The sequence below is a fragment of the Streptomyces sp. UG1 genome (genome assembly GCF_049974585.1).
Taxonomy (GTDB): Bacteria; Actinomycetota; Actinomycetes; order Streptomycetales; family Streptomycetaceae; genus Streptomyces.
Genome location: NZ_JBNGGG010000013.1, coordinates 68,900 through 92,165 on the forward strand (window position 1 = coordinate 68,900; position 23,266 = coordinate 92,165).

The following is a 23,266-nucleotide window of genomic DNA, read 5'->3' on the forward strand; positions in this document are numbered from 1 at the left end:
CTCTGGCGGTCAGGAAATCTCTTACGAGCACCGCACCTCGTACGTCGCGATGCGCACCGTCTCGTCGTCCAGGCACTGCCCGGTCTCCAGGTCGAAGCGCTGCTTCAGCAGGGGCGAGGCGACGAACGGCCGGCCCTGGTGGGAGCCGGTCAGGCCGCGGGAGAGGACCGCGGCGCCGCCGAACGGGTCGCGGTTGTCGACGGCGTACAGCTTCCCGGCGCGGTCCCGGAAGAGGGCGGCCTGGCGGCCGTCGGGCAGCAGGGCCGCCACGCCCCGGCCGGGGAGCAGCCGGGTCAGTTCGCAGACCGCGAACCAGCCGTCCTCGAGCTGCAGCTCGATCTTGAGGTCGGTCGTCTCGGGTGCCAGGGTCATCGCTGGGCGCTTCCTTCCAGGGGGCGGTGGCCGATGGTCAGCAGCGGCAGGTCGGGCTTGATCTGGTCGCGCTCGGGGACGAAGCCGACGACCGGGTCGGGGGTGTCGGGGGCGTTGACGAAGGACACGAACCGGGCGAGCTTCTCGGGGTCGTTGATGGTCGTCGCCCACTCGTCGGCGTAGTTCGCCACATGCGCGGCCATCAGGGACTCCAGCTCCTCGCAGATGCCGAGGGAGTCCTCCACGACGACGTCACGGACGTGGTCCAGGCCGCCGGGGATCCGCTCCAGCCAGGTGGAGGTGCGCTCCAGGCGGTCGGCGGTGCGGATGTAGAACATCAGGAACCGGTCGATCAGGCGGACCAGTTCGGCGTCCGACAGGTCCTGCGCCAGCAGGTCCGCGTGGCGCGGGGTCGCTCCGCCGTTGCCACCGACGTAGAGGTTCCAGCCGCCCGCGGTGGCGATCACGCCGAAGTCCTTCGACTGGGCCTCCGCGCACTCGCGCTGGCAGCCCGACACCGCCGACTTCAGCTTGTGCGGGGACCGCAGGCCCCGGTAGCGAAGCTCCAGGTCGATCGCCATGCGGACCGAGTCCTGCACGCCGTAGCGGCACCAGGTCTGGCCCACGCAGGACTTCACCGTGCGCAGCGCCTTGCCGTAGGCGTGCCCGGACTCGAAGCCGGCGTCCACCAGCCTGGCCCAGATCAACGGCAGTTGCTCGACGCGCGCGCCGAACAGGTCGATGCGCTGGCCGCCGGTGATCTTCGTGTAGAGGCCGAAGTCGCGGGCGACCTCGCCGATCACGATCAGCTTCTCCGGGGTGATCTCACCGCCCGGGATGCGCGGCACGATCGAGTACGAGCCGTTCTTCTGGATGTTGGCGAGGAAGTGGTCGTTGGAGTCCTGCAGGGACGCCTGCTCGCCGTCCAGGACATAGCCGCTCGCGCCGATCGTCGGGGCGAGCGAGGCGATGATCGAGCCGACCGCCGGCTTGCAGATCTCGCAGCCGTCGCCGCCCCGGGCGCCGTCACGGCCGTAGCGGTCGAGCAGGTCCTGGTAGGTGTTGATGCGCAGGGCGAGGACGATCTCGTACAGCTCCTCGCGGGTCTGCGAGAAGCAGCCGCACAGGCCCTTGTCGACCTCGACGCCGGCCGCCTCCAGCTCGGCGGTGACCAGCTGGCCCAGGACCTTGACGCAACTGCCGCAGGTCGTACCGGCCTTGGTGCACTTCTTCACCTCGGGCACCGTGGTGCAGTTGTGCTCGGTGACCGCGCCGCGGATCGTGCCCTTGCGGACGTTGTTGCAGGAGCAGATGATCGCGTCGTCCGGCAGCGCGGCCGGGCCGAGCTGGGCGGGCGCCCCGGCGCCGGCCGGCAGCACCAGCGACTCCGGCGAGACCGGCGGGACCGAGCCGGTGAACGCCTTCAGCGTGCCGTACGCCTCCGCGTCGCCGACCAGGATGCCGCCGAGCAGCGTGCCGTCCCGGCCGATGACCAGCTTCTTGTACAGGCCCGCGCGCGAGTCGGAGTACACCACGTCCAGGCAGTCCTCGGCGGTGCCGTGCGCGTCGCCGAAGGAGGCCACGTCCACGCCGAGCAGCTTGAGCTTGGTGGACAGGTCCGCGCCGAGGAACTCCGCCTCGTCGGACGCGATCGTCGCCGCCGCCGTCTCGGCCTGCTCGTAGCCGGGCGCCACCAGTCCGTACACCCGGCCGTCCGCCGCCAGCGCGCACTCGCCGATCGCGAAGACGTGCGGGTCGGCGACCGTACGGCACTGCTCGTCGACCGTGATGCCGCCGCGCTCGCCGACCGTCAGACCGCAGTCGCGGGCCAACTGGTCGCGGGGGCGGACACCGGCGCTGAACACCACCATGTCGGTGGCGAGTTCGGAGCCGTCGGACAGCTTCATGCCGGTGACGGCGCCTTCGCCGTCGACGACGATCTCCTGCGTGCCCACGCCCGTGTGCACGCTCAGGCCCATGTCCTCGATGGTGCGCAGCAGCGCCGCGCCACCGCCCTCGTCGACCTGCACCGGCATCAGCCGGGGCGCGAACTCCACGATGTGCGCCTCGACTCCGAGGCCCTTGAGCGCGCCCGCCGCCTCCAGGCCGAGCAGACCGCCGCCGACCACGGCACCGGTCGTGGCCTTCGTCTTCGCGTACTCCTCGATCGCCAGCAGGTCCTCGATCGTGCGGTAGACGAAGCAGCCGGTGGCGTCCTTGTTCGGGACCGGCGGCACGAAGGGGTACGAGCCGGTGGCCAGGACGAGGATGTCGTACTCGAAGATCTCGCCGGACCGGGCGGTGACCTTCTTCGCCTCGCGGTCCACGGAGACGGCCGGGTCGCCGACGTACAGCTCGATGCCGTGCGTGTCGATGAACTCCATGTCGGTCATGGAGAGGTCCTCAGGGGTCTTCCCCGAGAAGTACGAGGTGAGCGCCACGCGGTCGTACGCCGGGCGCGGCTCCTCGCACAGCACGACCACGCGGTGCGTGGCGGTCAGGCCGCGCTCGGCCAGCGCCTCGAGGAAACGCTGGCCGACCATGCCGTGGCCGACGAGCACGATCGTGGGGGTGGCCTCCGTGGCCTCCGGGGTGGCGGTCATCAGGAGCCTCCATCGTTGGTGAGCAGGTGGAGCAGAGGGCCGTCGTCGGGGAGCGGCTCTGCTCCCTCCCAGGCGCGGGCGAGCGCGCCGACGGTGCCGAGTTCGCCGACGAGGACCCCGCCGACCAGGCGGTCGTCGCGGACGACGACCTTGCGGTAGGTGCCGCGGGTGGCGTCGGCGAGCTGCACGACGTCGTCGCCGGGCCGGGCCTCGGTCTCGCCGAACGCGGCGAGGTCGAAGAAGCCCTCGCCGGCCAGCGTCAGCCGGGTCAGCGCCCGGGTGCCGGCGTAGCGGGCGGTGGCGTCGCCGGCCAGCGACTCGGCGAGGACATCGGCCTGTTCGAGCGCGGGCGCGGCCAGCCCGTACACCGTGCCGTCGTGCTGTGCGCAGTCGCCGATGGCCCGGATGTGCGGGTCGGAGGTGCACAGCTCGTCGTCGACGACGATCCCCTTGCGCACGTCCAGTCCGGCGGCCTGCGCGAGGCCCACGCGCGGGTGGACCCCGCAGGCCAGGACCACGAGGTCGGCGTCGAGGGCGTATCCGTCGGCCATCTCCACCGAGCGGACCGCACCGGCGACGCAGCGCACGTCCCGCACCCGGCACTCGGTGTGGATCTCGACGCCGAGGTCCTTCAGGTGCCGCTGTACGAGCTTGGAGGCGCTCGGGTCGAGCTGGCGCTCCATGAGCCGCTCGCCCTGCTGGGCGAGCACGACCTGCGCACCGCGCAGCGCGAGGGCGCGGGCCGCGGAGACCCCGAGGAGCCCGCCGCCGATCACGACCGCCCGCGCACCCGGCCGGACCGCCTTGGACAGCCCCAGGCAGTCGTCCATGGTCCGGAAGGCGTGGACGCCCTCCGGCAGCACATGGTCCGGAGTGAACAGACCCCGCAGCGGCGGCAGCACCGGGTTGGAACCGGTGGCCAGGACGAGGGTGTCGTATGCGATCTCCGCACCGTCCGCGAGATGTACGGCTCGCATCTCGCGGTCGATGCCGGTGACCCGGCCGCGCGTGAGCTGCGCGGGCTCCGGAAGGGCGATCACGTCGGGGCTGTACCGTCCGGCCAGCACCTCGGCGAGCAGCACCCGGTTGTACGGGCGGTGCTCCTCGTCGCCGACGAGCGTCACGGACGTGCCGAGCTCGCCGAGCCGCCGGGCGAGTCGTACGCCCGCGAGGCCGGCGCCGATCACCACCACACGCGTATTCGAGGTCATGGCATCGAGCGTGCGGTGCCGGTGTTTCCCGACCGCATCACGTCTGTTTCCCACGGGGAACGCTGCCCTCAGCGGGGCCGGGGGGTGGGTGTGAGGGTTCGGAGGGCGCGGTGGGGGCGGGCTGTGAGGTCGGGTGGGCCGACGGCGGGGTGGGGTGAACCGTACCTCCGGTTTCCGTGCAGGCCCCATCGTCTACGACCGTGCGGGACGGGAGGCTGGAGGCCATCGGCTTTCAGCAGCTCACGAGGCCGGGACGATGCCGCGGTTTGGGTCAGGAGGCTGGTGCGCGAGGGCCCGAACCGCCCTCGCTCAGGTGGGTCCGGGGAAGTGAGGGCATGTCCCCATGCCGCCGGCACGCGCCCATGTTGCCCGGCCCGAGCCGGGGAAGCACGTCGCCAACATCTTCACCAAGCTGGACCTGCCGTCACGCGCGCGTGACCCGGCCCGGGCCCGGTCCCGCCGAGAGGGCCCATGTCACCAGGGCCATGTGGCGGTAGGCGCGTTCGGCGGCGGCGATGACGCGGGACTGGAGCGCCGGGTCGGTCAGGGTCTCGTTCAGCCGGGCGGTGAGCCGGGCCCAGCGGTCGCGGTCGCCGCTGCCGTAGTAGGCGACGCCCTCGGTGCCCAGTCCGTAGGCGGCGCGGACGAGGGGGCGCAGGGACAGGGCGCCGAGTGTGGAGCCCTCCAGGACGTAGAGGAAGCCGAGCAGTTCGGGCTGGTGCGCCGCCGAGGTCCGTCGTATCTCGTCCGCGAACGCGCGCGTGGCCTCGGCCGCCAGGGGTGGTGGTACGACGCCGGACGCGGTGAAGTGGCGCAGGTCGGCGTCGAGGAGGGGGACCTTGACGAGGTCCGGGGACCACACGTGAGCGATCTCCGGGCAAGTGGCGTGGGGCAGTTCGGCCGGTTCGGCCGGTTCGGCCAGCCCAGCCAGCTCGGCCTCAAGGGCCTCCCACACGCCTCGGAAGGCGGCGAGCTGGCCGACGTAGCGGTCGAGGGGGAGTGTCCCGTCGCGCAGGGCGAGGGCGAAGCCGCAGGACTCCAGGGCGTCGTGCCACGCCCGGGTGGCCGCCCGCAGCCGCTCGGCCGCCGTGGCCGTCACCTGCCGCTCCGCCGTCGGACCGTCTCGTGCAGCCGGTCGATGAGGTGGCCCTTGCGGTCGATCGTGACGTCGAAGTAGGCCGCGCTGCGGGGCGACCGGCACACACCGTGTACGGCCTCCTTCGCCGAGCGCTTCAACTCGACGGCCCGGGCGGAGAGTTCGAGGAGGACGCCCGGCAGGTCCGGGTGGTCGAGGACGTACGACCGCAGCCGCGCGCCCGTGAGGCCGCCCGGATCACCCCGCTCACCCGGATGATCACCCGGATCACCCGGCTCGCCCGGGCCGTCCGGCAGCGGCCCGGAGCCGAGCAGTTCCAGGAACACCCGGTTGCTCAGCCCGTCGAAGTCCTCGTGGGTGTTGGCGCCGCCCAGCTCCGGCACCACGTCGGTCAGGTCGTTGAACAACTGGCTCGCCAACCCGAGCCGGCGCATCGCCTCGTCCAGGGCGTGCCGCTCCTCCTCGACGACCCGCAGACCGGCGAGGGCCGCGTCCAGCGGCATCCGGAACAGGGTGCCGGTCTTGCGCTCGGCGACCGACTCCCAGAAGCGCACCCGTGCCTCGCGCGGGGCGGCCAGCAGCTCGGCGCGGGTCTGTGCCGACCTCGTCGCCAGGTCCAGGGCCTGCCCGGTGAAGCCATGGCCGACGCTGCGCACCAGGCTGTCCGCCACGGCCGGGTCCGCCACCTGCCGCAGCGCCTCCATGATCAGCCAGCAGCCGGTGTTGAGGGCGACCGGCACCCCATGGGTGACGTGCAGCGCGGGCTCGCCGTAGCGGACGCCGCTGTCGTCCTGGATGTCGTCGAGCACCACCGCGGCCTTCAGCAGAACCCGCACGGCCACCGCCACCCGCCGCACCACGGCAAGATCGGCGGAGGCGTCTTCGTCGCCCAACTCTCCCGGAAATCCCCGGTAGTTGCGATACGCCCAGTACACCATCGACGGCCGCAGCGGCGCCGCACCGCCGGGCGCCCCCGCGGCCGGCGGCAGCGCCTGCTGCCCCACCTTGGAGCCGAGGGCGTCGGCGACCGGGGTGAGGAGGGCGCGGTGCAGGGCGGTGGCCTGCGCCGATTCCCCGCCCGGGGTCAGCGAGCCGAGGAACGCGCGCAGGTCGTCCTCCAGCAGCGCGGCGTCACGGCGCACCACGCCGTCCACCCGCGCCCCGCCCAGGCCCGCCTCCATGCTCGGATGGTGGATGCCGAAACAAAGTCGGTCAAGATCGCTTTTCCGTCACTCATGCAAGGACATCCTGGCATTTGGCCGATTCCCGAACCCGAACCTCAGATGCCGCTCATATACGTGGACGGTGCACGCACCCTCTGCCTAGGGTCGCGATCATGCCCGACATATCCCTGACCGCGATCGCCGTGCTGTGCCTCGCGGCCCTGGCGGCCGGCTGGATCGACGCCGTGGTCGGCGGCGGAGGCCTCCTGCTGCTGCCGGCCCTGCTGCTCGGCCTCCCGGCGAACACCCCGGCCGCGTACGCCCTCGGCACCAACAAGGCGGTCGCGATCGTCGGCACGTCGGGCGCGGCGGTGACGTACGCCCGCAAGGCCCCCGTGGACGTACGCCTCGCCGTGCGCATCGGCCTCGCGGCCCTCGCGGGTTCCTCCGGCGGCGCCTTCTTCGCGGCCGGAATGAGCACCGAGGTTCTCAAGCCCGTGATCATGGTGGTACTGCTGGCCGTGGCCGCCTTCGTGATCCTGCGCCCCGCCTTCGGCACGGCCCCGGCGCCCGGCCCGGCCTCGCGCCGCCGGATCCTCGCCGCGATCGGACTGGCCGGCCTGGGCATCGGCTTCTACGACGGCCTGATCGGCCCCGGCACCGGCACGTTCCTCGTCCTCGCCCTCACCGCCGTACTCCACCTCGACCTCGTCACCGCCTCCGCGACCGCCAAGATCGTGAACTGTTGCACCAACGCCGGCGCGCTGGCCACCTTCGCCTGGCAGGGCACGGTCCTGTGGCAACTGGCCGTGGTGATGGCCGTGTTCAATCTGGCGGGCGGCACGCTGGGGGCGCGTACGGCGCTGAAGAAGGGCAGCGGATTCGTGCGGGCCGTGCTGCTGACGACGGTGTTCGGGCTGGTGGTGAAGCTGGCGTACGAGCAGTGGGTGGCCTAGGGGGTGTGGTGAAAGTCCCGCACAGCACCCCCAGCGGCAGGCCGCCGCCCCTACTTCCGCCCCAGATCCAGCAGTTCGATCATGCCGGTCGTGTCCTCGTCCCCGTGTCCCTCGGCCAGCCACCGCTCCATGAGGGCCATGTACGGCGTCAGCAGCTCCGCGCTCACGCCCTGCTCCTCGGCCGTGGCCAGCAGGGTGGCGTCGCCCGCGACCTGCATGGCGAGGCTGGAGACGACGTCCTTGCCGAAGTCGCCGCTCTCCAACTGTTCGGCGGTCTTGTGGGCTGCGGGCGCCATCGCGCCGAGCCACGACACCACCAGCGGGGCGAAGTCGCTCGGCGCGATGTCCTCCCGGCGGATCAGCGCGAAGGCGTGCAGCACGCCCGCGAACATGCCGTTCATCGCGCTCAGCAGCGCCACGTCGTGCAGCGCCGCGAAGCCCGGGTCCGCACCGACGTACCGGGTGCCGGCCGGGACGGCGAGGGTGCCGCCGTGCTCCTCGAACAGACCGGGCGAGCCGCTGTAGAGGACATACGCCCCCGACCGCGCATCCCCGATCATCGGCGGTACGGCCATGATCCCGGCGTCCAGGAAACGGGCGCCGCGCGCCTCGGCCCAGGCGGCACGGGCGCGGCCCTGGGCCGGGGTGCCGGTCGTGAGGTTCACCAGGTCACGGCCCGAGAGGTCGGCGCCGTCGAGGGCCTCGCCGACCGAGGCGTCGTCGAGCAGACAGACGACGACCAGCCGGCTCGCGGCCACCGCGTCGGCGGCGCTCGCCGCGACGGTAGCGCCGTCGGCGGCCAGGGGTTCGGCCCGGGCGGGGGTGCGGTTCCAGACGGTGACCGGATGACCGGCGGCGAGCCAGGCGCGGGCGAGGGCGGAGCCCATGGTGCCGGTGCCGAGGAGGGAGAGAGGAGTTCGGGAGGCACGGGAGGAGGAATGAGAGGGACGGGAGGCATGGGAGGCAATCGGATTGTCAGTCATGGCGTTTAGGCTCGTCGCAGGGGAACGGCCTGCTCAAGTACGTACTTCGGAGTGGGTGGTTACCGCCGGGAAAGGGTCCAGGCAGGGGAGGGGCGGCATGGCGGTCGGACGGCGGCCCGGGGCGTACGTCTGCGGGATCGACGCGGCGATGGACGTGGTGGGCGGCAAGTGGAAGGTGCTCATCCTCTGGGCGCTGAGCGTGCGTTCGTGCCGCTTCGGGGAGCTGCGCCGGGAGGTGACGGGCGTGACGGAGAAGGTGCTCGCCGCGCAGCTTCGGGAGCTGGAGGCCGACGGCATCGTGCACCGGGAGGCGTACGACGAGGTGCCCCCGCGCGTGGAGTACTCACTGACGCCGCTAGGCGTGACGCTCAACGCGGCGCTGGCCCCGCTGGGCGCATGGGGCAGGGAGAACATCCTCGATGACCGCGCGCGCCCGGGGTCAGGGACCGCCGCCTCCGACCAGATGCGCGAAGACCACGACATTGCCCCGATACCCGGTCGTCCGTGAGTAACCCCCGCCGCAGGTGATCACCCGCAGCTCGGGGCGCGCCGCCGCGCCGTACACCTTCTCGTCCGGGAAGGCCTTCGCGTCGTACACCTCGATCGCGTCGACCGAGAACCGGGCCGTGCCGCCGTCGCGCCGGTCCACCTCGATGGTGCTGCCCTTGCGCAGGGCGCCGAGGCGGTAGAAGACGGCGGGCCCGTCGGCGTTGTCGACATGCCCGGCGACGATCGCGGTGCCCGTCTCGCCGGGTGTGGTGCCGGCCTCGTACCACCCGGCGAGGTTCTTCCGCCCGGCCGGCGGCACATCGAGGCTGCCCGCCTTCGTCAGACCCAGGCCCATCAGGGGCGCGTCGACACCGATCGAGGGTATGCGGATGCGGTCGGGAGGAGAAGGCGGAAGCGCGGCGGCGCCCACGGTGCGGGGCCGCGCCCTCGCGGGTGGGCTGCCCTCGCCGGACTGCGAGGCCGAGGGCTGCGGCGGGGCGGGCGTCTCGCCGCCGCTGCTCAGCAGCCAGGCGCCGGAGCAGAGGGCGAGGAGGGTGACGGCGGCTATGGCGGCGTCACCGGCACTCCTTCGACTGCGCACGTCGGCCTCCCTGGGACTCTCCTCGGGCGCCACCCGTTCCCCCTCCGGGCCGCGAGGGGCGTCGGACCCGGAGGGGGAGGGGACGTGCGGTACCGGCGGACGGACAGCGGAGGGGGTCCGTCAGATCCCGTCGCCTCTCGCCCGGCGATGCAGGAGCCAGGTACCGCCCGCGGCGGCGACGGCGAGCGCCGCCACGCCGGCCGCGGTCTGCACGGGATCGCGGCCGTTCGTGCCGCCGACCCCCGTCTTCACACTTCCTCGTGGATGCACCTGCCCGCGCGTCGCCGTCAGCGTGACCACCAGGTCGCCCGTCACCCGCCGGCCGCCCTCGGCGCAGGTCGCGACGATCTCGTACGTCCCCGGCTGCGCACTCGGCGGCACCCGGAACCGCCCGGCAGCCCGCTCGTCCCCCGTGCCGGGCGCCATGGTGAAGTCCCCGGCACCCACCGCACTGGCGTCGCCCGCGGCGGCACCGTTCCGGCACGCGTCCGTGCGCACCGTGACCTCCCCACCCGGCACGACCGAGGCCGGCCCCAGCTTCAGACCACCGCCTTCGTCCCCGTACGCGGGCGCGACGACGCTCCCCACGGCACCGACGGCCAGCGCGGTCCCGGTCAGCAGACGGGCGGTACGACGCATCGAAGCTCCCTCGAGCTAGCTCTTCAGTGGCCTCTGTCCTTTCGAGGTAAAGGGGAGCGGGGCGGGTGCGCTTCTCGAGGGAGCCCCGGAAATGGGGTGAATGGGGGCGGGAGGGAGGGGCGGCACCGCCGAGGGGTTCGTGTTTCAGCAGGTCATGGCGGCAGGGCGGAGGCGCTACGGAAGAGAATCGGTTGGGCGGGGCGCCGGGGTGTGAACGGGTGACGGCTGCGGCCGGGCAGCCCGGACCGGGCAAGGCGGCCGGAACCCAGCAGCCGGGCAGCCGGAACCGGCGGCCGGAACCAACCGGGCAGCCCGAAACGAGCCCGGCCGCCGGCCCGGCCCGGCCGGCCCGGCACAGTGACGGCAGTCGGCACCGCGACGGCCCAGGCCCGGCCGCCCGAACCAGACGGCTCCTCGGTCTCGGCGGTCGCGCGGTCAGCCCGAGTGCCACTCCGCCAGCACCTCGCCCACCGCCCGCCTCCCCACTCCCGCCAGCACCGGATTCGTCCCGCTCCCGCAGACGTCGCCGTAGTAGTGCTCGGCCATCAGCCCGAAGCAGAAGGCCCACCCCCGCCCCCGCGCCCACGTCGCGTCGTCCACGTCGGCCGCCGTGCGGAACGCCTCGCGGGTGCCGGCGTCGAAGACCGCCCAGGCCGCGATGGTGTCGGCGGCGGGGTCGCCGACGCCGAGGCCGCCGAAGTCGATGACCGCGGTGAGGCGGCCGGCGGAGGTCAGCAGGTTGCCCGGCAAGAGGTCGCCGTGGAGCCAGACGGGGGCGGCGGTCCACTGGGGGAGACCGAGGGTGTGCTCCCAGAACGCGGTCGCGGCCCGCGCGTCCAGCGTGCCGGCGGCGCCCAGCTCATGGATCGCGGTGCGCATGTACGCGTCGTGCTTGCGCACCGGGTCGCCCCGCCAGGACGGCGGACCGCCCACCGCGTCCACCTTCCGCAGCGCCGCCACGAAGCGCCCCAACTCCGCCGCGGCGACCGGAGGTTCGGTGAGCGGCGCGTCGTAGGCGTTCTCGCCGTCCAGCCAGTCGTACACGCCCCAGGGCAGGTCATAGCCGGCGGCCGGTTCGCCCTTCGCCAGGGGCGTGGGGACGGTGAGGGGGAGGTGCGGGGCCAACCGCGGCAGCCAGCGATGCTCGGTGACGATCTGGCGGGCCCCGCCGGGGAGCCGCGGCAGCCGTACGACCATGTCGTCGCCCAGCCGGTACATGGCGTTGTCGGTCCCGGCGGAAGCGACCCGCACCACCGGCAGCCCGGCCCACCGCGGAAACTGCTCCGCGACCAGCCGGGCGACCAGCGCCTCGTCGATGTCCAGCTCATCGGCGTGCATCTTGGCGCGGGACGGCATACGGCTCCATGGCTGACGCGGGGGCCGGCCCGCTCCCGAACCGGCATAGGTCCGGCCAACCTAGGGGCGCGGGGAACCACGCGACCAGCCATTTACGACCCGCACCCGGCCACGCACCCGGGCCCCCACGGCGATGCCCCCGACCCTCAGCCCACATTCACCGCCTTCCAAGCCGCCCCCACAGCCGAGTACTCCGCGCTACCACTGCCGTAGAGATCCCGCGCCGCGTTCAACGTCGCCGTCCGCGCCCCCGCGTACGTCGTCGAGGACGTCATGTAGACGGTCAGCGCCCGGTACCAGATCTTGCCCAGCTTGTCCCGGCCGATCCCGCTCACCGAAGAGCCGTCGCAGGTGGGCGAGTTGTAGCTGACACCGTTGATCGTCTTCGCGCCGCTGCCCTCGGCCAGCAGATACGCGAAGTGGTTGCCGACGCCCGACGAGTAGTGGACGTCGAGCGTTCCCGTCGTCGCGCTCCAGCAGTCCACCGAGTTGCCGTCCTTCGACGGCTTGTCCATGTAGCGCAGGGCATCCCGGCCGAAGCCCGACCGGACGATCTTCTCGCCGATGAGATAGTCCCCGGGATCCGAGGAGTTCCCCGCGTGGAACTCGACCAGCGTGCCGAAGATGTCGGACGTCGCCTCGTTCAGCCCTCCGGGCTCACCCGAGTACGTCAGCGCGGCCGTCTTCGAGGTGACCCCGTGCGTCATCTCGTGCCCGGCGACGTCCAGCGACACCAGCGGACCGAGCTGGGTGCCGTCACCGTCGCCGTACGTCATACAGAAGCAACTGCCGTCCCAGAAGGCGTTGTTGTACTTGTTCCCGTAGTGCACGCGGTTGAACGAGCCCTTGCCGTCACCCGCGATGCCGCGCCGGCCGTGGACGTCCTCGAAGTAGTCCCATGTCACGTCCGTGCCGTACTGGGCGTCCACCGCGGCCGTGGCGCGGTCGGCCGTCGTGCCCGTGCCCCAGTGGTTGTCGGCGTCCGTGAAGACCGTCGCCGGGGCGCGGTCGAGGCAGATGACGAGGAGGCACAGGTCGGTCTTGTTCTCGGCGTCACCGGTGTAAGTGCCGCCGCGCGTCGGGTCCTTCAACTGGTACGTCGATCCCGACGGCGTCGTCTCCAACGGCACCGTGCCGCCGTACAGCGACTTCCCGTCGCCCGACGCCGTCTCGATGCTGTCCCACGCGTCGATCTGCGCGCCGGTGCGGGCGTCGGTCAGCACCGTGCGGGCGACCGGGTTGCCGAGGGAGTCCTGGGCGACGGCGTCGGTCCGCCAGGCCAGCTTCGGGGTGCCGTGCAGGGCGTCGACGACCAGCTCCGGCTTGGCCGTGAGCCGCTTCAGGGTCTCGCCGAGGTTCGCGGCGCGCAGCGCGTTCGCCGCGAGGTCGGCCGCCCTGGGTGCCGAGAGCCGTGGAGTCACGCTCGGCAGCGAGACCGGGCTCCTGACGGCGCGCGAGGCGCCGCGATACGTACCGTCCTTGGCCAGATGGACGACGAAGTCGCCGCCGAGTACGGGGAGTTGGCGGTATGTGCGGTCGTAGCGGACGTGCTGTGTGCCGTCCGCGTCGATGACGACGTCCCGTACGGTGGTGTCCTGCGCGGCGGTCAGCCCCAGCGCCGCGGCCCGCTCCAGCAGGACCGACGCCGCGTTCTCCAGCACGCTCGCCCTGGTCGGCCGGTCGTCCGCGCCGGCGGCGGGGGAGAGTGTGGTGGCCAGCAGGGCCGTGGTGGCGGCGACCCCCGCAATGGTGAGACGGGAACCTCGGACATGCAGCCGTATCCGACTCATCGGTCTCCTTGAACTGGGCGGTAACTAAAGGTGTCCCAGATTCAAGGGGCCGTGGACATGCCATGGCCAGGGTGAATACGTGCAGGTGTGTGAGGGGAGAGAATCGTTTCTGTGAGCCTCTCTCCCCGACTCCCGTTCTTCGTCTACGGCACCCTGCGCCCCGGCGAGTCCAACCACGACCTGTTCCTGCGCGGCCGCACCGAGTCCGAGGTGCCCGCCCTGATGCGGGGGCTCGTCCTGTACGACGGCCCCGGTTACCCGTACGCCGTGGAGGAGCCGGGAGGAGTGGTCACCGGGGAGGTCGTGAGCGCGCGCCCCGAGGCGTACGACGAACTGCTCAGCGCCCTCGACCGCCTGGAGGACTACGCGCCGGGCGACTCCCGCAACCTCTACGAGCGGGTGGCACGGGAGGTCACCCGCGCGGACGGCACCGTCGTACGGGCCTGGGTGTACGTGGCCGCCCCCGCTGTCGCCGCACGGCTCCGCGCCCGGGGCAAGCTCATCGAGGGCGGGGACTGGCGAATCCCGGGGTGAACGTCAGCTCCGTACCGCCTCCACCCGCACCGCACACGCCTTGAACTCCGGCATCCGCGACGTCGGGTCCAGCGCCGGGTTGGTCAGGGTGTTGGCGCGGCCCTCGCCCGGCCAGTGGAAGGGCATGAAGACGGTGTCCGGGCGGATGCCCGTCGTGATGCGGGCCGGCGCCACCGCCCGGCCCCGCCGCGAGACCACGGCCACCGGGTCGCCCTCGGCCGCCCCGAGCCGCGCCGCGAGCCGGGGGTGCAGCTCGACGAACGGGCCCGGCGCGGCGGCGTTCAGCTCGTCGACGCGGCGGGTCTGGGCGCCGGACTGGTACTGCGCCACGACCCGACCCGTCGTCAGCAGGACCGGGTACTCGTCGTCGGGTTCCTCGGCGACCGCCCGGTGCGTGACGGGGGCGAACCTCGCGCGTCCGTCGGGCGTGGCGAAGCGGTCGAGGAAGAGGCGGGGGGTGCCGGGGTGTACGGCGGAGGCGGGGGTGGTGGCCTCGTCGTCCTGCGCGGGGTCGTCGGCCTCGGCGGTCGCGTCCAGTGAGGCGTCCTCACAGTCCTCGGCGTCGTCGGCCGTGTCGGCTGCGGCGGGGCACGGCCAGAACACCCCGTTCTCCGCCGCCAGCCTGCCGTACGTGATCCCCGAGTAGTCGGCCGGCCCGCCCGCGCTCGCCCGCCGCAGTTCCTCGAAGACCTCCTCGGGGTCGGTCGGGAAGCCCTTCTCCAGGCCCTTCTCGCCGCCCAGCCGCGCCGCCAGCTCGTGCATGACCTCCAGGTCGCTGCGGATGCCCTCGGGCGGGGTGATCGCCCGCCGGCGCAGGATCACCCGGCCCTCCAGGTTCGTCGTCGTCCCCGTCTCCTCCGCCCACTGGGTGACCGGCAGGACGACGTCCGCGAGCGCCGCCGTCTCGGACAGCACCACGTCGCACACGGCCAGGAAGTCCAGCGACCGTATGCGCTCCTCGACGTGCGCCGCGCGCGGTGCCGACACGATGGGGTTCGAGGCCATCAGCAACAGCGCCCGGATGTCCGTGCCCAGCGCGTCCAGCAGCTCGTACGCGCTGCGTCCCGGTCCGGGCAGGCTGTCCGGGTCCACGCCCCACACCTCGGCGACATGCCGGCGCGCCGCCGGGTCGTCCAGCTTGCGGTAGCCGGGCAACTGGTCGGCCTTCTGGCCGTGTTCACGCCCGCCCTGTCCGTTGCCCTGCCCGGTGAGGCAGCCGTAGCCGGACAGCGGCCGCCCGGCCCGCCCCGTCGCCAGGCACAGGTTGATCCACGCGCCCACCGTGTCCGTGCCCTTGGACTGCTGCTCGGGCCCGCGCGCGGTCAGCACCATCGCGTGCTCCGGCTCGCAGAACAGCCGTACGGTTTCCCGGAGTTGGGGCACGGATACTCCGGTGATCCGCTCCACGTACTCCGGCCAGTGCGCCATCGCCGCGGCCCGCGCCTCCTCCCAGCCGGTCGTGCGCTCCTGGACGTACTCCTCGTCCACCCGCCCCTCGGCGACGACCAGGTGCAGCAGGCCGAGGGCGAGGGCCAGATCGGTCCCGGGCCGGGGCATCAGGTGCAGGTCCGCGTGCTCGGCGGTCTTGGTGCGGCGCGGGTCGACGACGATGAGCGTGCCGCCGTTCTCCTTCAGCTCGTTGAAGAAGCGCAGCGACGGCGGCATCGTCTCGGCGAGGTTGGAGCCGACGAGGATGACGCAGCCCGTCCTCGGGATGTCCTCGAGCGGGAACGGCAGGCCCCGGTCCAGCCCGAACGCCTTGATCCCGGCCGCGGCCGCCGACGACATGCAGAAGCGGCCGTTGTAGTCGATCTGCGAGGTGCCGAGCACGATCCGCGCGAACTTGCCGAGGCTGTACGCCTTCTCGTTCGTCAGGCCGCCCCCGCCGAAGACCCCGCACGCGTCTGGGCCATGTTCCGCACGCGTGCGCCCGAGGCCCTCGGCGATCCGGTCCAGCGCCTCGTCCCAGGTGGCCGGCGCGAGCGTGCCGCCCGACCGCACCAGCGGTGAGGTGAGGCGGACGCCCGACGCCAGCACCGCGGGAGCCGTACGGCCCTTGCCGCACAGCGCTCCCCGGTTCACCGGGAAGTCCGGGCGCTCGACCACCGTGACACCCCCGTCCTGCAAGGGCGTGAGGTTCATTCCGCACTGCAGGGCGCAGTACGGGCAGTGCGTGGGCGTCACGGAGTTCGGCATACCGTCCAGCGTGAGTCGGGCGTGTTACGTGCGCGGCGGATCCCTGTTACGCGGCCGGGACGGTGACCTCCCCGTCGCCGCCCGGCCGCCGTGAGGCGCGTGGGCGCCCCGCGGTGAGTCGCCGCCGGGCGGTACGGAAGTTGCCGTCGGTGTGAAAGAGACCACATGTGGCTCATTCCGTACCGTAGTTGGCCGGTCACACCTTGTTGAGTGTTGAAGAGCCGGAGCTACAGTCGTGCGCACGTCCAGCACTGCGCTAGCGCTGTACGAGGCATGGACTCCGCACGGCATTCGACATTCGAGATTCGACATGCGAAACAGCCAGGAGGTCCCCACGTCATGCTCCCGCGCACTTCCGGCCCGCTGGGCCATCTCACGCCCCGCGACCAGCGCCTCTTCTGGCAGTACGGCCGCGGCCCCACCGTCCCCGTCCCCGACCCGCTCGTCCACCGCGCCGTCGAACGGCAGGCCGCGGCCGCCCCGCACGCCGTCGCCGCCGAGCACCTGGGCGACCGAACTGACCGAACCGAAGGGACCGACCGGACCGACCGGATCACCTACGGCGAGCTCGACCGGCACGCCGACGCCCTCGCCGCCCGGCTCGCCCGCGAGGGCGTACGCCCGGGTGACCACGTCGGCCTCTTCGTACGCCGCTCGATCCCGATGCTCGTCGGCCTGCTCGGCATCCTGAAGGCGGGCGCCGCCTACGTCCCCCAGGACATCGGCCTCACGCCCCCGGCCCAGCTCGCCCACGTCATCCGCACCGCCCGCACCCGCGTCGTCCTCACGGTCGCCGAGCACGCCCACCGCGTGCCGCTGCCCGACAGCCACCTGACGATCACGCTGGACACGCCACAGCCGTACGCCCCGAAACCCCGCACCCCCGTCCGCCCGGTCCGCCCCGACGACGGCTGCTACGTCCTGTTCACCTCCGGCACCACCGGCCGCCCCAACGGCGTGAAGGTCACCCACCGCAACGTCGCCAACATCCTGCTCACCGAACCCGGCGGCCTCGGCATCCGCCCCGGCAACCGGGTCGCCCAGCTCCTCAACGTCGCCTTCGACATGGCCGCCTGGGAGATCCTGGGCTGTCTCACCCACGGCGGCACCCTCGTCATCCGCGGCAAGGACATCGCGGCGGCGGCCCGCACGGCCGACGTCATCGTCGCGACCCCGACCGTGCTGTCCGGCATCGACCCGGCGGCCTGTCCGGGCGTCCGTACGGTCGCCGTCGCGGGGGAGCCCTGCCCGCGCCCGCTCGCCGACCGGTGGGCCCGTACCGCCGCCTTCCACAACTGCTGCGGCCCGACCGAGACGACCATCGTCAACACCATGCACCGCCATCGCCCGTCCGACCCGCTGCTCAGCATCGGCCGCCCCACCCCCAACAACACGGTCTACGTCCTCGACGCCGACCGCCGCCCGCTGCCCATCGGCGAGGTGGGGGAGATGTGGGCGGGCGGCGACTGCGTGTCGGCCGGCTATCTGGACAACGACGCCCTCAACGCCGAGCGCTACGCCCCGGACCCCTTCCTCGGCGCCGGTCACCGGATGTTCCGCACCCGCGACCTCGGCCGCTGGACCGCCGACGGCGCGCTCGAACACCTCGGCCGCACCGACGACCAGGTCAAGGTGCGCGGCTTCCGGGTCGAGCTGGACTGCGTCTCCTCCGTGCTGGAGCGGGTCGAGGGCTGCCTGCGCGCGGTGACCCTGAAGCGGGACGCCCGCACCCTCGTCTCCTTCGTCTGCCCGGCGGACGTCGACCCCGACGCGGCCCGGCGCGCGGTGGCGGACGCGCTGCCGTACTACTGCGTGCCCGAACATGTCATGCCCCTGCCATTCTTACCCGAGACCGACCGCGGCAAGATCGACAAACAGGCGCTGCTGCGGATGGTCGAGGAGCGCAAGGCGGTGGCCCGATGACCACGTCGCTGCGCCGCGGGGCCGTCGACCTGCCCCCGCTCACCTCGCTGCCGCGCCGCCTGCTCAAGCACCCCCGCCTGATGCACCACAACCGGCTGGCGGCGCTGGTCCTGACAGCCAACCTGGTCTTCCTGTGGGCGAGTTGGCCCCCGTCCCCGCAGACCATGGGCCACGCGGCCCTCGCCAACCTCGCGCTCGCCGTCGTCGTCCGCCAGCAGTACGTCATCAACCTCTTCTTCCGGCTGGCCACCTGGGCGCCGCCCACCTGGCCGCTGAAGATCCGCTGGACGCTGGGCAAGGTGTACCACTTCGGCGGCCTGCACATCGGCGGGGCACTGGCGGGAGCCGCCTGGTTCCTGGCGCTGACCCTCACCGGGCCCGGCGGAGCGCTGGCCGTGGTGAGCTGGACCCTGATCGCCCTCCTCGCCGTGATCGTCGCCACCGCCCTCCCGCCGTTCCGGTCCCGCCACCACGACCACTTCGAGAAGATCCACCGCTTCGGCGGCTGGAGCGCCCTCGCCCTCTTCTGGACCCACACGCTCCTGTCCACCCCGGGCCCGGTGGAGGTAGGTGTCCTCGCGGTCGTCACCTTCAGCGTCGCCCTGCCCTGGCTACGGCTGCGCAAGGTCGACGTCCGCCTCGAACGGCCCTCCCCGCACGTCGTCCTGGCCCGCTTCGACCACGGCGAGACCCCCTTCGCGGGCTCCTCCACGGCGATCAGCCGCAGCCCGCTGAAGGAGTGGCACTCCTTCGCCAACGTCCCGGCCCCCGGCGAGCCCGGCTTCCGGCTCACCATCTCGCGCGCCGGGGACTGGACGGGCGCCTTCATCGACGACCTGCCCTCCCGGGTGTGGGTCAAGGGCATCACCACGGCGGGCGTCGCCAACATCGAGGCCCTGTTCAAGAAGGTGATCTACGTCGCCACCGGCAGCGGCATCGGCCCCTGCCTGCCCCATCTGCTGGCCGCCGAGGTCCCCGCCCGCCTGGTCTGGGCCACCCGGGACCCTCGCACGACCTACGGCGACGCCCTGGTCGACGAGATCCTTGCCGCCCAGCCGCACGCGCTGGTCTGGGACACCTCCCGGCACGGCAAGCCGGACATGGTGCGGCTCGCCTACGAGGCGTACCGGGACTTCGGGGCCGAGGCCGTCATCTGCATCTCCAACAAGAAGCTCACCTGGCAGGTGGTGCACGGACTGGAGCGGCGCGGGATTCCGGCGTACGGCGCGATCTGGGACTCGTAGACCGCAGCAATCTGGAGGCACGCATGGACAACCTGAAGATCGAGCGCGACGGCGCGGTGGTGACCGTGCGCCTGCACCGCCCGCATGTGCTCAACGCCCTCAGCGGCGACCTGCTGACCGAACTCCTGGACGCCCTGCGCCCGTTGGACGCCGACCCCGAGGTGGGCTGCTTCGTCGTCACCGGCTCGGAGAAGGTGTTCGCGGCGGGCGCCGACATCAAGGAGATGGCGGGGAAGACGGCAGCGGAGATGGCGGCCGAGGACTACTTCGCCGCCTGGGAGGGCTTCACAGCCCTCCGCACCCCGAAGATCGCGGCCGTCAACGGCTATGCGCTGGGCGGCGGCTGCGAGCTTGCGATGATGTGCGACCTGATCATCGCGGGAGAGTCGGCGGTCTTCGGCCAGCCGGAGATCAAACTCGGCGTCATCCCGGGCATCGGCGGCACCCAGCGCCTGACCCGCCTGGTCGGCCGGGCCAAGGCGATGGACCTGATCCTGACCGGCCGCACGATGGACGCACGGGAGGCTGGAAGCTGCGGTCTCGTCTCCCGGGTGGTCCCGGACGACCGGGTCCTGCCGGACGCCCTGGAGGCGGCGGCGACCATCGCCTCGTACGGTCGCGCGGCGGTCACGGCGGCCCGCGAGTGCGTCGACCGGGCCCTCGAAACCGGGCTCCGCGACGGCATCGTCTTCGAACGCCGGGTGTTCCACGCCCTGTTCGCCACCGACGACCAGAAGGAGGGCATGACGGCGTTCCTGGAGAAACGCCGGCCGCGCTTCACCGGGCGCTAGCCAGCGCCTCCCGGACCCCCGGTTCCTGCCGCCCGAGGAACCGGGGGTCCGGCTCGAAGACGGCGTCCAGGGCCGCCTTGCCGGCCGCGAAGAGCTCCCGCGTGCCGCCGTAGTACCAGGTGGCGTCGTGCTTGGCGTCGACCCCCACGCCGTACGACGCCACCCCCGCCTCCTGGCACAGCGCGACCGCCCGCCGGATGTGGAAGCCCTGGCTGATCAGCACCGCCTCGTCGACGCCGAAGATCTTCTTGGCCCGGACACAGGAGTCCCAGGTGTCGAAGCCGGCGTAGTCGCTGACGATCCGCGAGTCGGGCACACCGTGCCTGGTCAGATAGGCGCGCATGGCATCGGGCTCGTCGTACTCCTCCCGGCTGTTGTCACCCGTGACGAGGACCACCTCGATCCGCCCCGCGCGGTACAGCTCGGCCGCCGCGTCCAGACGGTGGGCGAGATACGGCGACGGCTCGCCGTCCCACAGCCCGGCGCCGAAGACGACGGCGACGTCGGTGCGCGGCGCGTCCGCCGTCGTGCGCAGCCGGTCACCGGCGACGACGTACATCCAGGTGGCCGGCAGCAGCGCCAGCACGCACCCGGCCATCACGGCCTGCACCAGCCGCCGCTGCCCGGCACGGGTGCGCGGCAGCCGTGGCCGGCGCGGCTTCGGCAGTCGCATCGGACGGTCCCTCCCCGGGGCGGCTCACGCCCCGCCCTCGCCCCTCAGGGACGCCGGGCAGCCCTCCCCGGTTCACTCCACCCGACGTGACCAGCTTCACTCACCCCCACGAATCCGCTGGTCACACCGCCTCACACACCCCTCTCCCCGCGCCGTGAACCCGGCGTAAGAACCCGTCATTCCCGCGAAACGGGAAGGCAACGTGCCGCCGCCACCATCGGTTCATGACGGCGTCGAACCCTCTTCACGACGAGTCCACGACGGCCCACCTCGACAGTACGGCGCACCTCATGAACCGGATCAGCAGCCAGCTCGCCAGCCAGCTCAGCCTCGTCACCCGCGACGGCCGGCGCCGCCCCGAGCCGCCCGCGCTCGTCGTCGTCGCCCACGGCAGCCGCGACCCGCGCGCCCTGAGCACCGTACGCGCGCTCCTCGACAAGGTCCGCGAGCTGCGCCCCGGCCTGCCGGTCCACCTCGGCCACATCGAGCTCAACGAGCCCCTGCTCTCCGACACCCTCGCGGCCCTCGGCGACCGGGAGGCGATCCTGGTCCCGCTGCTCCTCAGCCGCGGCTACCACGTCAAGCGGGACATCCCCGAGATGGCCGCCGAGTCCGACGTGCGCGCCCGCGTGGCTCCTGCCCTCGGCCCGCACCCCCTGCTGGTGGAGGCCCTCTACGCCCGTCTCGTGGAGGCAGGCTGGCGCACTCGCATGGACGAGCCGACACGCCGCAAGAGCGCGGTGGTCCTCGCGGCGGCGGGCTCCCGCGACCCCGAGTCCAAACTGGACACCGCCCACACGGCCCACCTCCTGGCCAACCGCCTGGGCGTCCCGGTCATCCCCGCCTACGCGACGACGGCGGCCCCGACGGTCCCGGACGCGCTGGCCGCGCTGGCGGCAAGGGGTCGCACAAGGACCGCGATCGCCTCCTATTTCACGGCCCCCGGCCGCTTCGCGACGGAGTGCGCGGAGGCGGCACCGTGGATGGCGTCGGCGCCGCTGGGAACGCACCGGGCGATGGCCCGCCTGCTCTTGCACCGCTACGACCAGATGGCGGGGACGCCGGTCACGGCAGCTCGGGAGTTGGCGTCGGCTTAGAACGCCGGGAGGGGTGGCCAACCCAGGGGCGCGGGGAACCGCGCGACCAGCCACACACAACCCGCACCCGCAACCGAACAAATCCCGGCAGACGACTAGGCGCAACACAGCCCTCCGTTTGTCAGTGTCTGCCCTTACTGTCGGTGCATGTACTACGACGAGTCGGCAGTCGAACGCTGGGCCCCCGAACCCGACAAACGCCCAGGCCGCACGGCCTTCCAACGCGATCGCGCCCGCGTACTGCACTCCGCTGCCCTGAGAAGGCTCGCCGGCAAGACACAAGTAGTGACACCGGGAACCCACAGCCAGGCCTGGGACCCCAGTCCCAGAACCCGCCTGACCCACTCCCTGGAATGCGCCCAGGTCGGCCGCGAACTAGGCGCAGCCCTCGGCTGCGACCCCGACCTCGTGGAAGCCGCCTGCCTCTCCCACGACCTCGGCCACCCACCCTTCGGCCACAACGGCGAAGTCGCGCTGAACGAGTTCGCCGAGGACTGCGGCGGCTTCGAGGGCAACGCCCAGTCCCTGAGACTCCTCACCCGCATCGAACCGAAACGGTTCACCCCGGAGGGCTCCGTCGGCCTCAACCTCACCCGCGCCACCCTCGACGCCGCCACCAAGTACCCCTGGCCCCGAGGCGCCCACCCCACCGCCCCGAAATCCCCGAAGTTCGGCGTCTACGAGGACGACCGCCCCGTCTTCGACTGGGTCCGCAAGGACGCCCCCGGCAGCCGCACCACCTTCGAGGCCCAGGTCATGGACTGGTCCGACGACGTGGCGTACTCGGTGCACGACGTCGAGGACGGCCTGCACGCCGGCCACGTCGACCCCAACCTCCTGCACGCCGAACCGGAACGCGAGGCCGTGTTCGCGGTGGCCGTCGGACGGTACGTCCCCGAGGACACCGACCCGGCCGAACTCGCCGCCGCCCTCGACCGGCTCCAGGACGAGGAGTGGTGGCCGCACGGCTACGACGGTTCGGCCGTCGCCCAGGCCCGCCTCAAGGACGCCACCAGCCAGCTCATCGGCCGGTTCTGCCTGGCCGCCGAGGCCGCCACGCGCGCGGCGTACGGCGCCGGCCGGCTCACCCGCTACGGCGCCGAACTGGTCGTACCGCGCGAGACCCGCCTGGAGTGCGCGGTCCTCAAGGCGGTCGCCGACCGGTACGTCATGCAGCGCGCCGAGCAGGAACGGCTCCGCGCCGACCAGCGGATCGTGGTCGCCGAACTGGCCGACGCGCTCACCGCCCGCGCCCCCGAAGGGCTGGACCCGCAGTTCCGGGCCCTGTTCGACGAGGCTGCCGACGACCGGGCCCGCAAACGTGTGATCGTCGACCAGATCGCCTCCCTGACGGACGCGTCGGCGCGTTCTCTGCACGTGCGGCTCACGCGTAGGACGTAGCGCCCACCGTGCTCACCCATGCGCGACGGGTGAGGCCCAAGAGGCGAACGGGCACTCGAAAGTGACCCTGCGTGGCCTGATCGGGTCACCCCCTCTTCCCGCATCACGCTGCGTGCGGGAGGCTCAGGTGGCGGCACCCTTACGAGGA

20 protein-coding genes are annotated in these 23,266 nt (G+C 72.5%); 8 read left to right on the top strand and 12 right to left on the bottom strand.

The features are described 5' to 3' along the window. Positions 1-21: 21 nt before the first annotated feature. From nirD to ACP4J3_RS16535, 5 genes are all read right to left on the bottom strand, one after another. Positions 22-372 (bottom strand): nitrite reductase small subunit NirD, encoded by a 351-nt coding sequence (nirD, locus tag ACP4J3_RS16515; RefSeq protein WP_426534926.1) that lies wholly within the window; start codon positions 370-372, stop codon positions 22-24. After that, positions 369-2,975: a nitrite reductase large subunit NirB gene (gene nirB, locus ACP4J3_RS16520; protein ID WP_426534928.1), complete on the bottom strand. Its 2,607-nt coding sequence runs from the start codon at positions 2,973-2,975 to the stop codon at positions 369-371. Before nirB ends, nirD begins: the two co-directional genes overlap by 4 nt. Next, a complete protein-coding gene (locus ACP4J3_RS16525; RefSeq protein WP_426534930.1) occupies positions 2,975-4,186 on the bottom strand; it encodes an NAD(P)/FAD-dependent oxidoreductase in 1,212 nt (403 codons plus the stop codon). Before ACP4J3_RS16525 ends, nirB begins: the two co-directional genes overlap by 1 nt. Before the next feature lie 424 nt (positions 4,187-4,610). After that, positions 4,611-5,285, bottom strand: coding sequence for a biliverdin-producing heme oxygenase (locus tag ACP4J3_RS16530; RefSeq protein WP_426534932.1), 675 nt, complete (start codon positions 5,283-5,285; stop codon positions 4,611-4,613). Next, positions 5,282-6,463, bottom strand: a complete 1,182-nt coding sequence (locus ACP4J3_RS16535; RefSeq protein ID WP_426534934.1) for a polyprenyl synthetase family protein — start codon at positions 6,461-6,463, stop codon at positions 5,282-5,284. The genes ACP4J3_RS16530 and ACP4J3_RS16535 overlap by 4 nt, the downstream gene beginning before the upstream one ends. A gap of 155 nt (positions 6,464-6,618) precedes the next feature. Here ACP4J3_RS16535 and ACP4J3_RS16540 point away from each other — a divergent pair, with 155 nt between their 5' ends. Further along, positions 6,619-7,401, top strand: a complete 783-nt coding sequence (locus tag ACP4J3_RS16540) for a sulfite exporter TauE/SafE family protein (RefSeq protein ID WP_426534936.1) — start codon at positions 6,619-6,621, stop codon at positions 7,399-7,401. A 50-nt stretch (positions 7,402-7,451) separates the two neighbouring features. On the opposite strand, the gene ACP4J3_RS16545 is transcribed toward ACP4J3_RS16540, so the two are convergent. Continuing rightward, positions 7,452-8,384 carry an NAD(P)-dependent oxidoreductase gene (locus ACP4J3_RS16545; protein WP_426534938.1) on the bottom strand — a complete coding sequence of 311 codons (933 nt, stop codon included), beginning with the start codon at positions 8,382-8,384 and terminating at the stop codon, positions 7,452-7,454. A 97-nt stretch (positions 8,385-8,481) separates the two neighbouring features. Between ACP4J3_RS16545 and ACP4J3_RS16550 the strand changes: the two genes are divergently transcribed. Beyond that, the gene (locus ACP4J3_RS16550; RefSeq protein ID WP_426534940.1) at positions 8,482-8,892 is read left to right on the top strand and encodes a winged helix-turn-helix transcriptional regulator; all 411 of its coding nucleotides are present in this window, start codon (positions 8,482-8,484) and stop codon (positions 8,890-8,892) included. Here the strand turns inward: ACP4J3_RS16550 and ACP4J3_RS16555 are convergent. From ACP4J3_RS16555 to ACP4J3_RS16570, 4 genes are all read right to left on the bottom strand, one after another. Then, complete coding sequence (locus ACP4J3_RS16555) at positions 8,824-9,474, bottom strand: class F sortase (RefSeq protein ID WP_426534942.1); 651 nt, start codon at positions 9,472-9,474, stop codon at positions 8,824-8,826. The genes ACP4J3_RS16550 and ACP4J3_RS16555 overlap by 69 nt on opposite strands. Positions 9,475-9,594: 120 nt before the next feature. Continuing rightward, positions 9,595-10,113 (bottom strand): hypothetical protein, encoded by a 519-nt coding sequence (locus tag ACP4J3_RS16560; protein WP_426534944.1) that lies wholly within the window; start codon positions 10,111-10,113, stop codon positions 9,595-9,597. A gap of 435 nt (positions 10,114-10,548) precedes the next feature. Then, the gene (locus ACP4J3_RS16565; protein ID WP_426534946.1) at positions 10,549-11,469 is read right to left on the bottom strand and encodes an aminoglycoside phosphotransferase family protein; all 921 of its coding nucleotides are present in this window, start codon (positions 11,467-11,469) and stop codon (positions 10,549-10,551) included. A gap of 146 nt (positions 11,470-11,615) precedes the next feature. Then, positions 11,616-13,259 carry a M4 family metallopeptidase gene (locus tag ACP4J3_RS16570; RefSeq protein WP_426534948.1) on the bottom strand — a complete coding sequence of 548 codons (1,644 nt, stop codon included), beginning with the start codon at positions 13,257-13,259 and terminating at the stop codon, positions 11,616-11,618. A gap of 111 nt (positions 13,260-13,370) precedes the next feature. On the opposite strand from ACP4J3_RS16570, the gene ACP4J3_RS16575 reads away from it, so the two are divergent. Then, complete coding sequence (locus ACP4J3_RS16575) at positions 13,371-13,793, top strand: gamma-glutamylcyclotransferase family protein (protein WP_426534950.1); 423 nt, start codon at positions 13,371-13,373, stop codon at positions 13,791-13,793. Positions 13,794-13,796: 3 nt separating this feature from the next. Here ACP4J3_RS16575 and ACP4J3_RS16580 read toward each other — a convergent pair whose 3' ends face one another. After that, entirely contained in the window at positions 13,797-15,989 is a 2,193-nt protein-coding gene (locus tag ACP4J3_RS16580) for a molybdopterin oxidoreductase family protein (RefSeq protein WP_426534952.1), read from the bottom strand. Positions 15,990-16,328: 339 nt separating this feature from the next. Between ACP4J3_RS16580 and ACP4J3_RS16585 the strand changes: the two genes are divergently transcribed. The 3 genes from ACP4J3_RS16585 to ACP4J3_RS16595 are packed head-to-tail and all read left to right on the top strand — an operon-like array spanning position 16,329 to position 19,947. Then, entirely contained in the window at positions 16,329-17,912 is a 1,584-nt protein-coding gene (locus tag ACP4J3_RS16585) for an amino acid adenylation domain-containing protein (RefSeq protein WP_426534954.1), read from the top strand. Beyond that, positions 17,909-19,156 (top strand): hypothetical protein, encoded by a 1,248-nt coding sequence (locus ACP4J3_RS16590; RefSeq protein WP_426534956.1) that lies wholly within the window; start codon positions 17,909-17,911, stop codon positions 19,154-19,156. Before ACP4J3_RS16585 ends, ACP4J3_RS16590 begins: the two co-directional genes overlap by 4 nt. A 23-nt stretch (positions 19,157-19,179) precedes the next feature. Then, the gene (locus ACP4J3_RS16595) at positions 19,180-19,947 is read left to right on the top strand and encodes an enoyl-CoA hydratase-related protein (RefSeq protein ID WP_426534958.1); all 768 of its coding nucleotides are present in this window, start codon (positions 19,180-19,182) and stop codon (positions 19,945-19,947) included. On the opposite strand, the gene ACP4J3_RS16600 is transcribed toward ACP4J3_RS16595, so the two are convergent. Beyond that, positions 19,934-20,620: a SanA/YdcF family protein gene (locus tag ACP4J3_RS16600; protein ID WP_426534960.1), complete on the bottom strand. Its 687-nt coding sequence runs from the start codon at positions 20,618-20,620 to the stop codon at positions 19,934-19,936. The two genes, ACP4J3_RS16595 and ACP4J3_RS16600, sit on opposite strands and share 14 nt — an antisense overlap. 224 nt (positions 20,621-20,844) lie before the next feature. Between ACP4J3_RS16600 and ACP4J3_RS16605 the strand changes: the two genes are divergently transcribed. After that, positions 20,845-21,717, top strand: coding sequence for a sirohydrochlorin chelatase (locus ACP4J3_RS16605; RefSeq protein WP_426534962.1), 873 nt, complete (start codon positions 20,845-20,847; stop codon positions 21,715-21,717). A 147-nt stretch (positions 21,718-21,864) separates the two neighbouring features. Beyond that, the gene (locus ACP4J3_RS16610) at positions 21,865-23,118 is read left to right on the top strand and encodes a deoxyguanosinetriphosphate triphosphohydrolase (RefSeq protein ID WP_426534963.1); all 1,254 of its coding nucleotides are present in this window, start codon (positions 21,865-21,867) and stop codon (positions 23,116-23,118) included. Positions 23,119-23,266 lie beyond the last annotated feature (148 nt).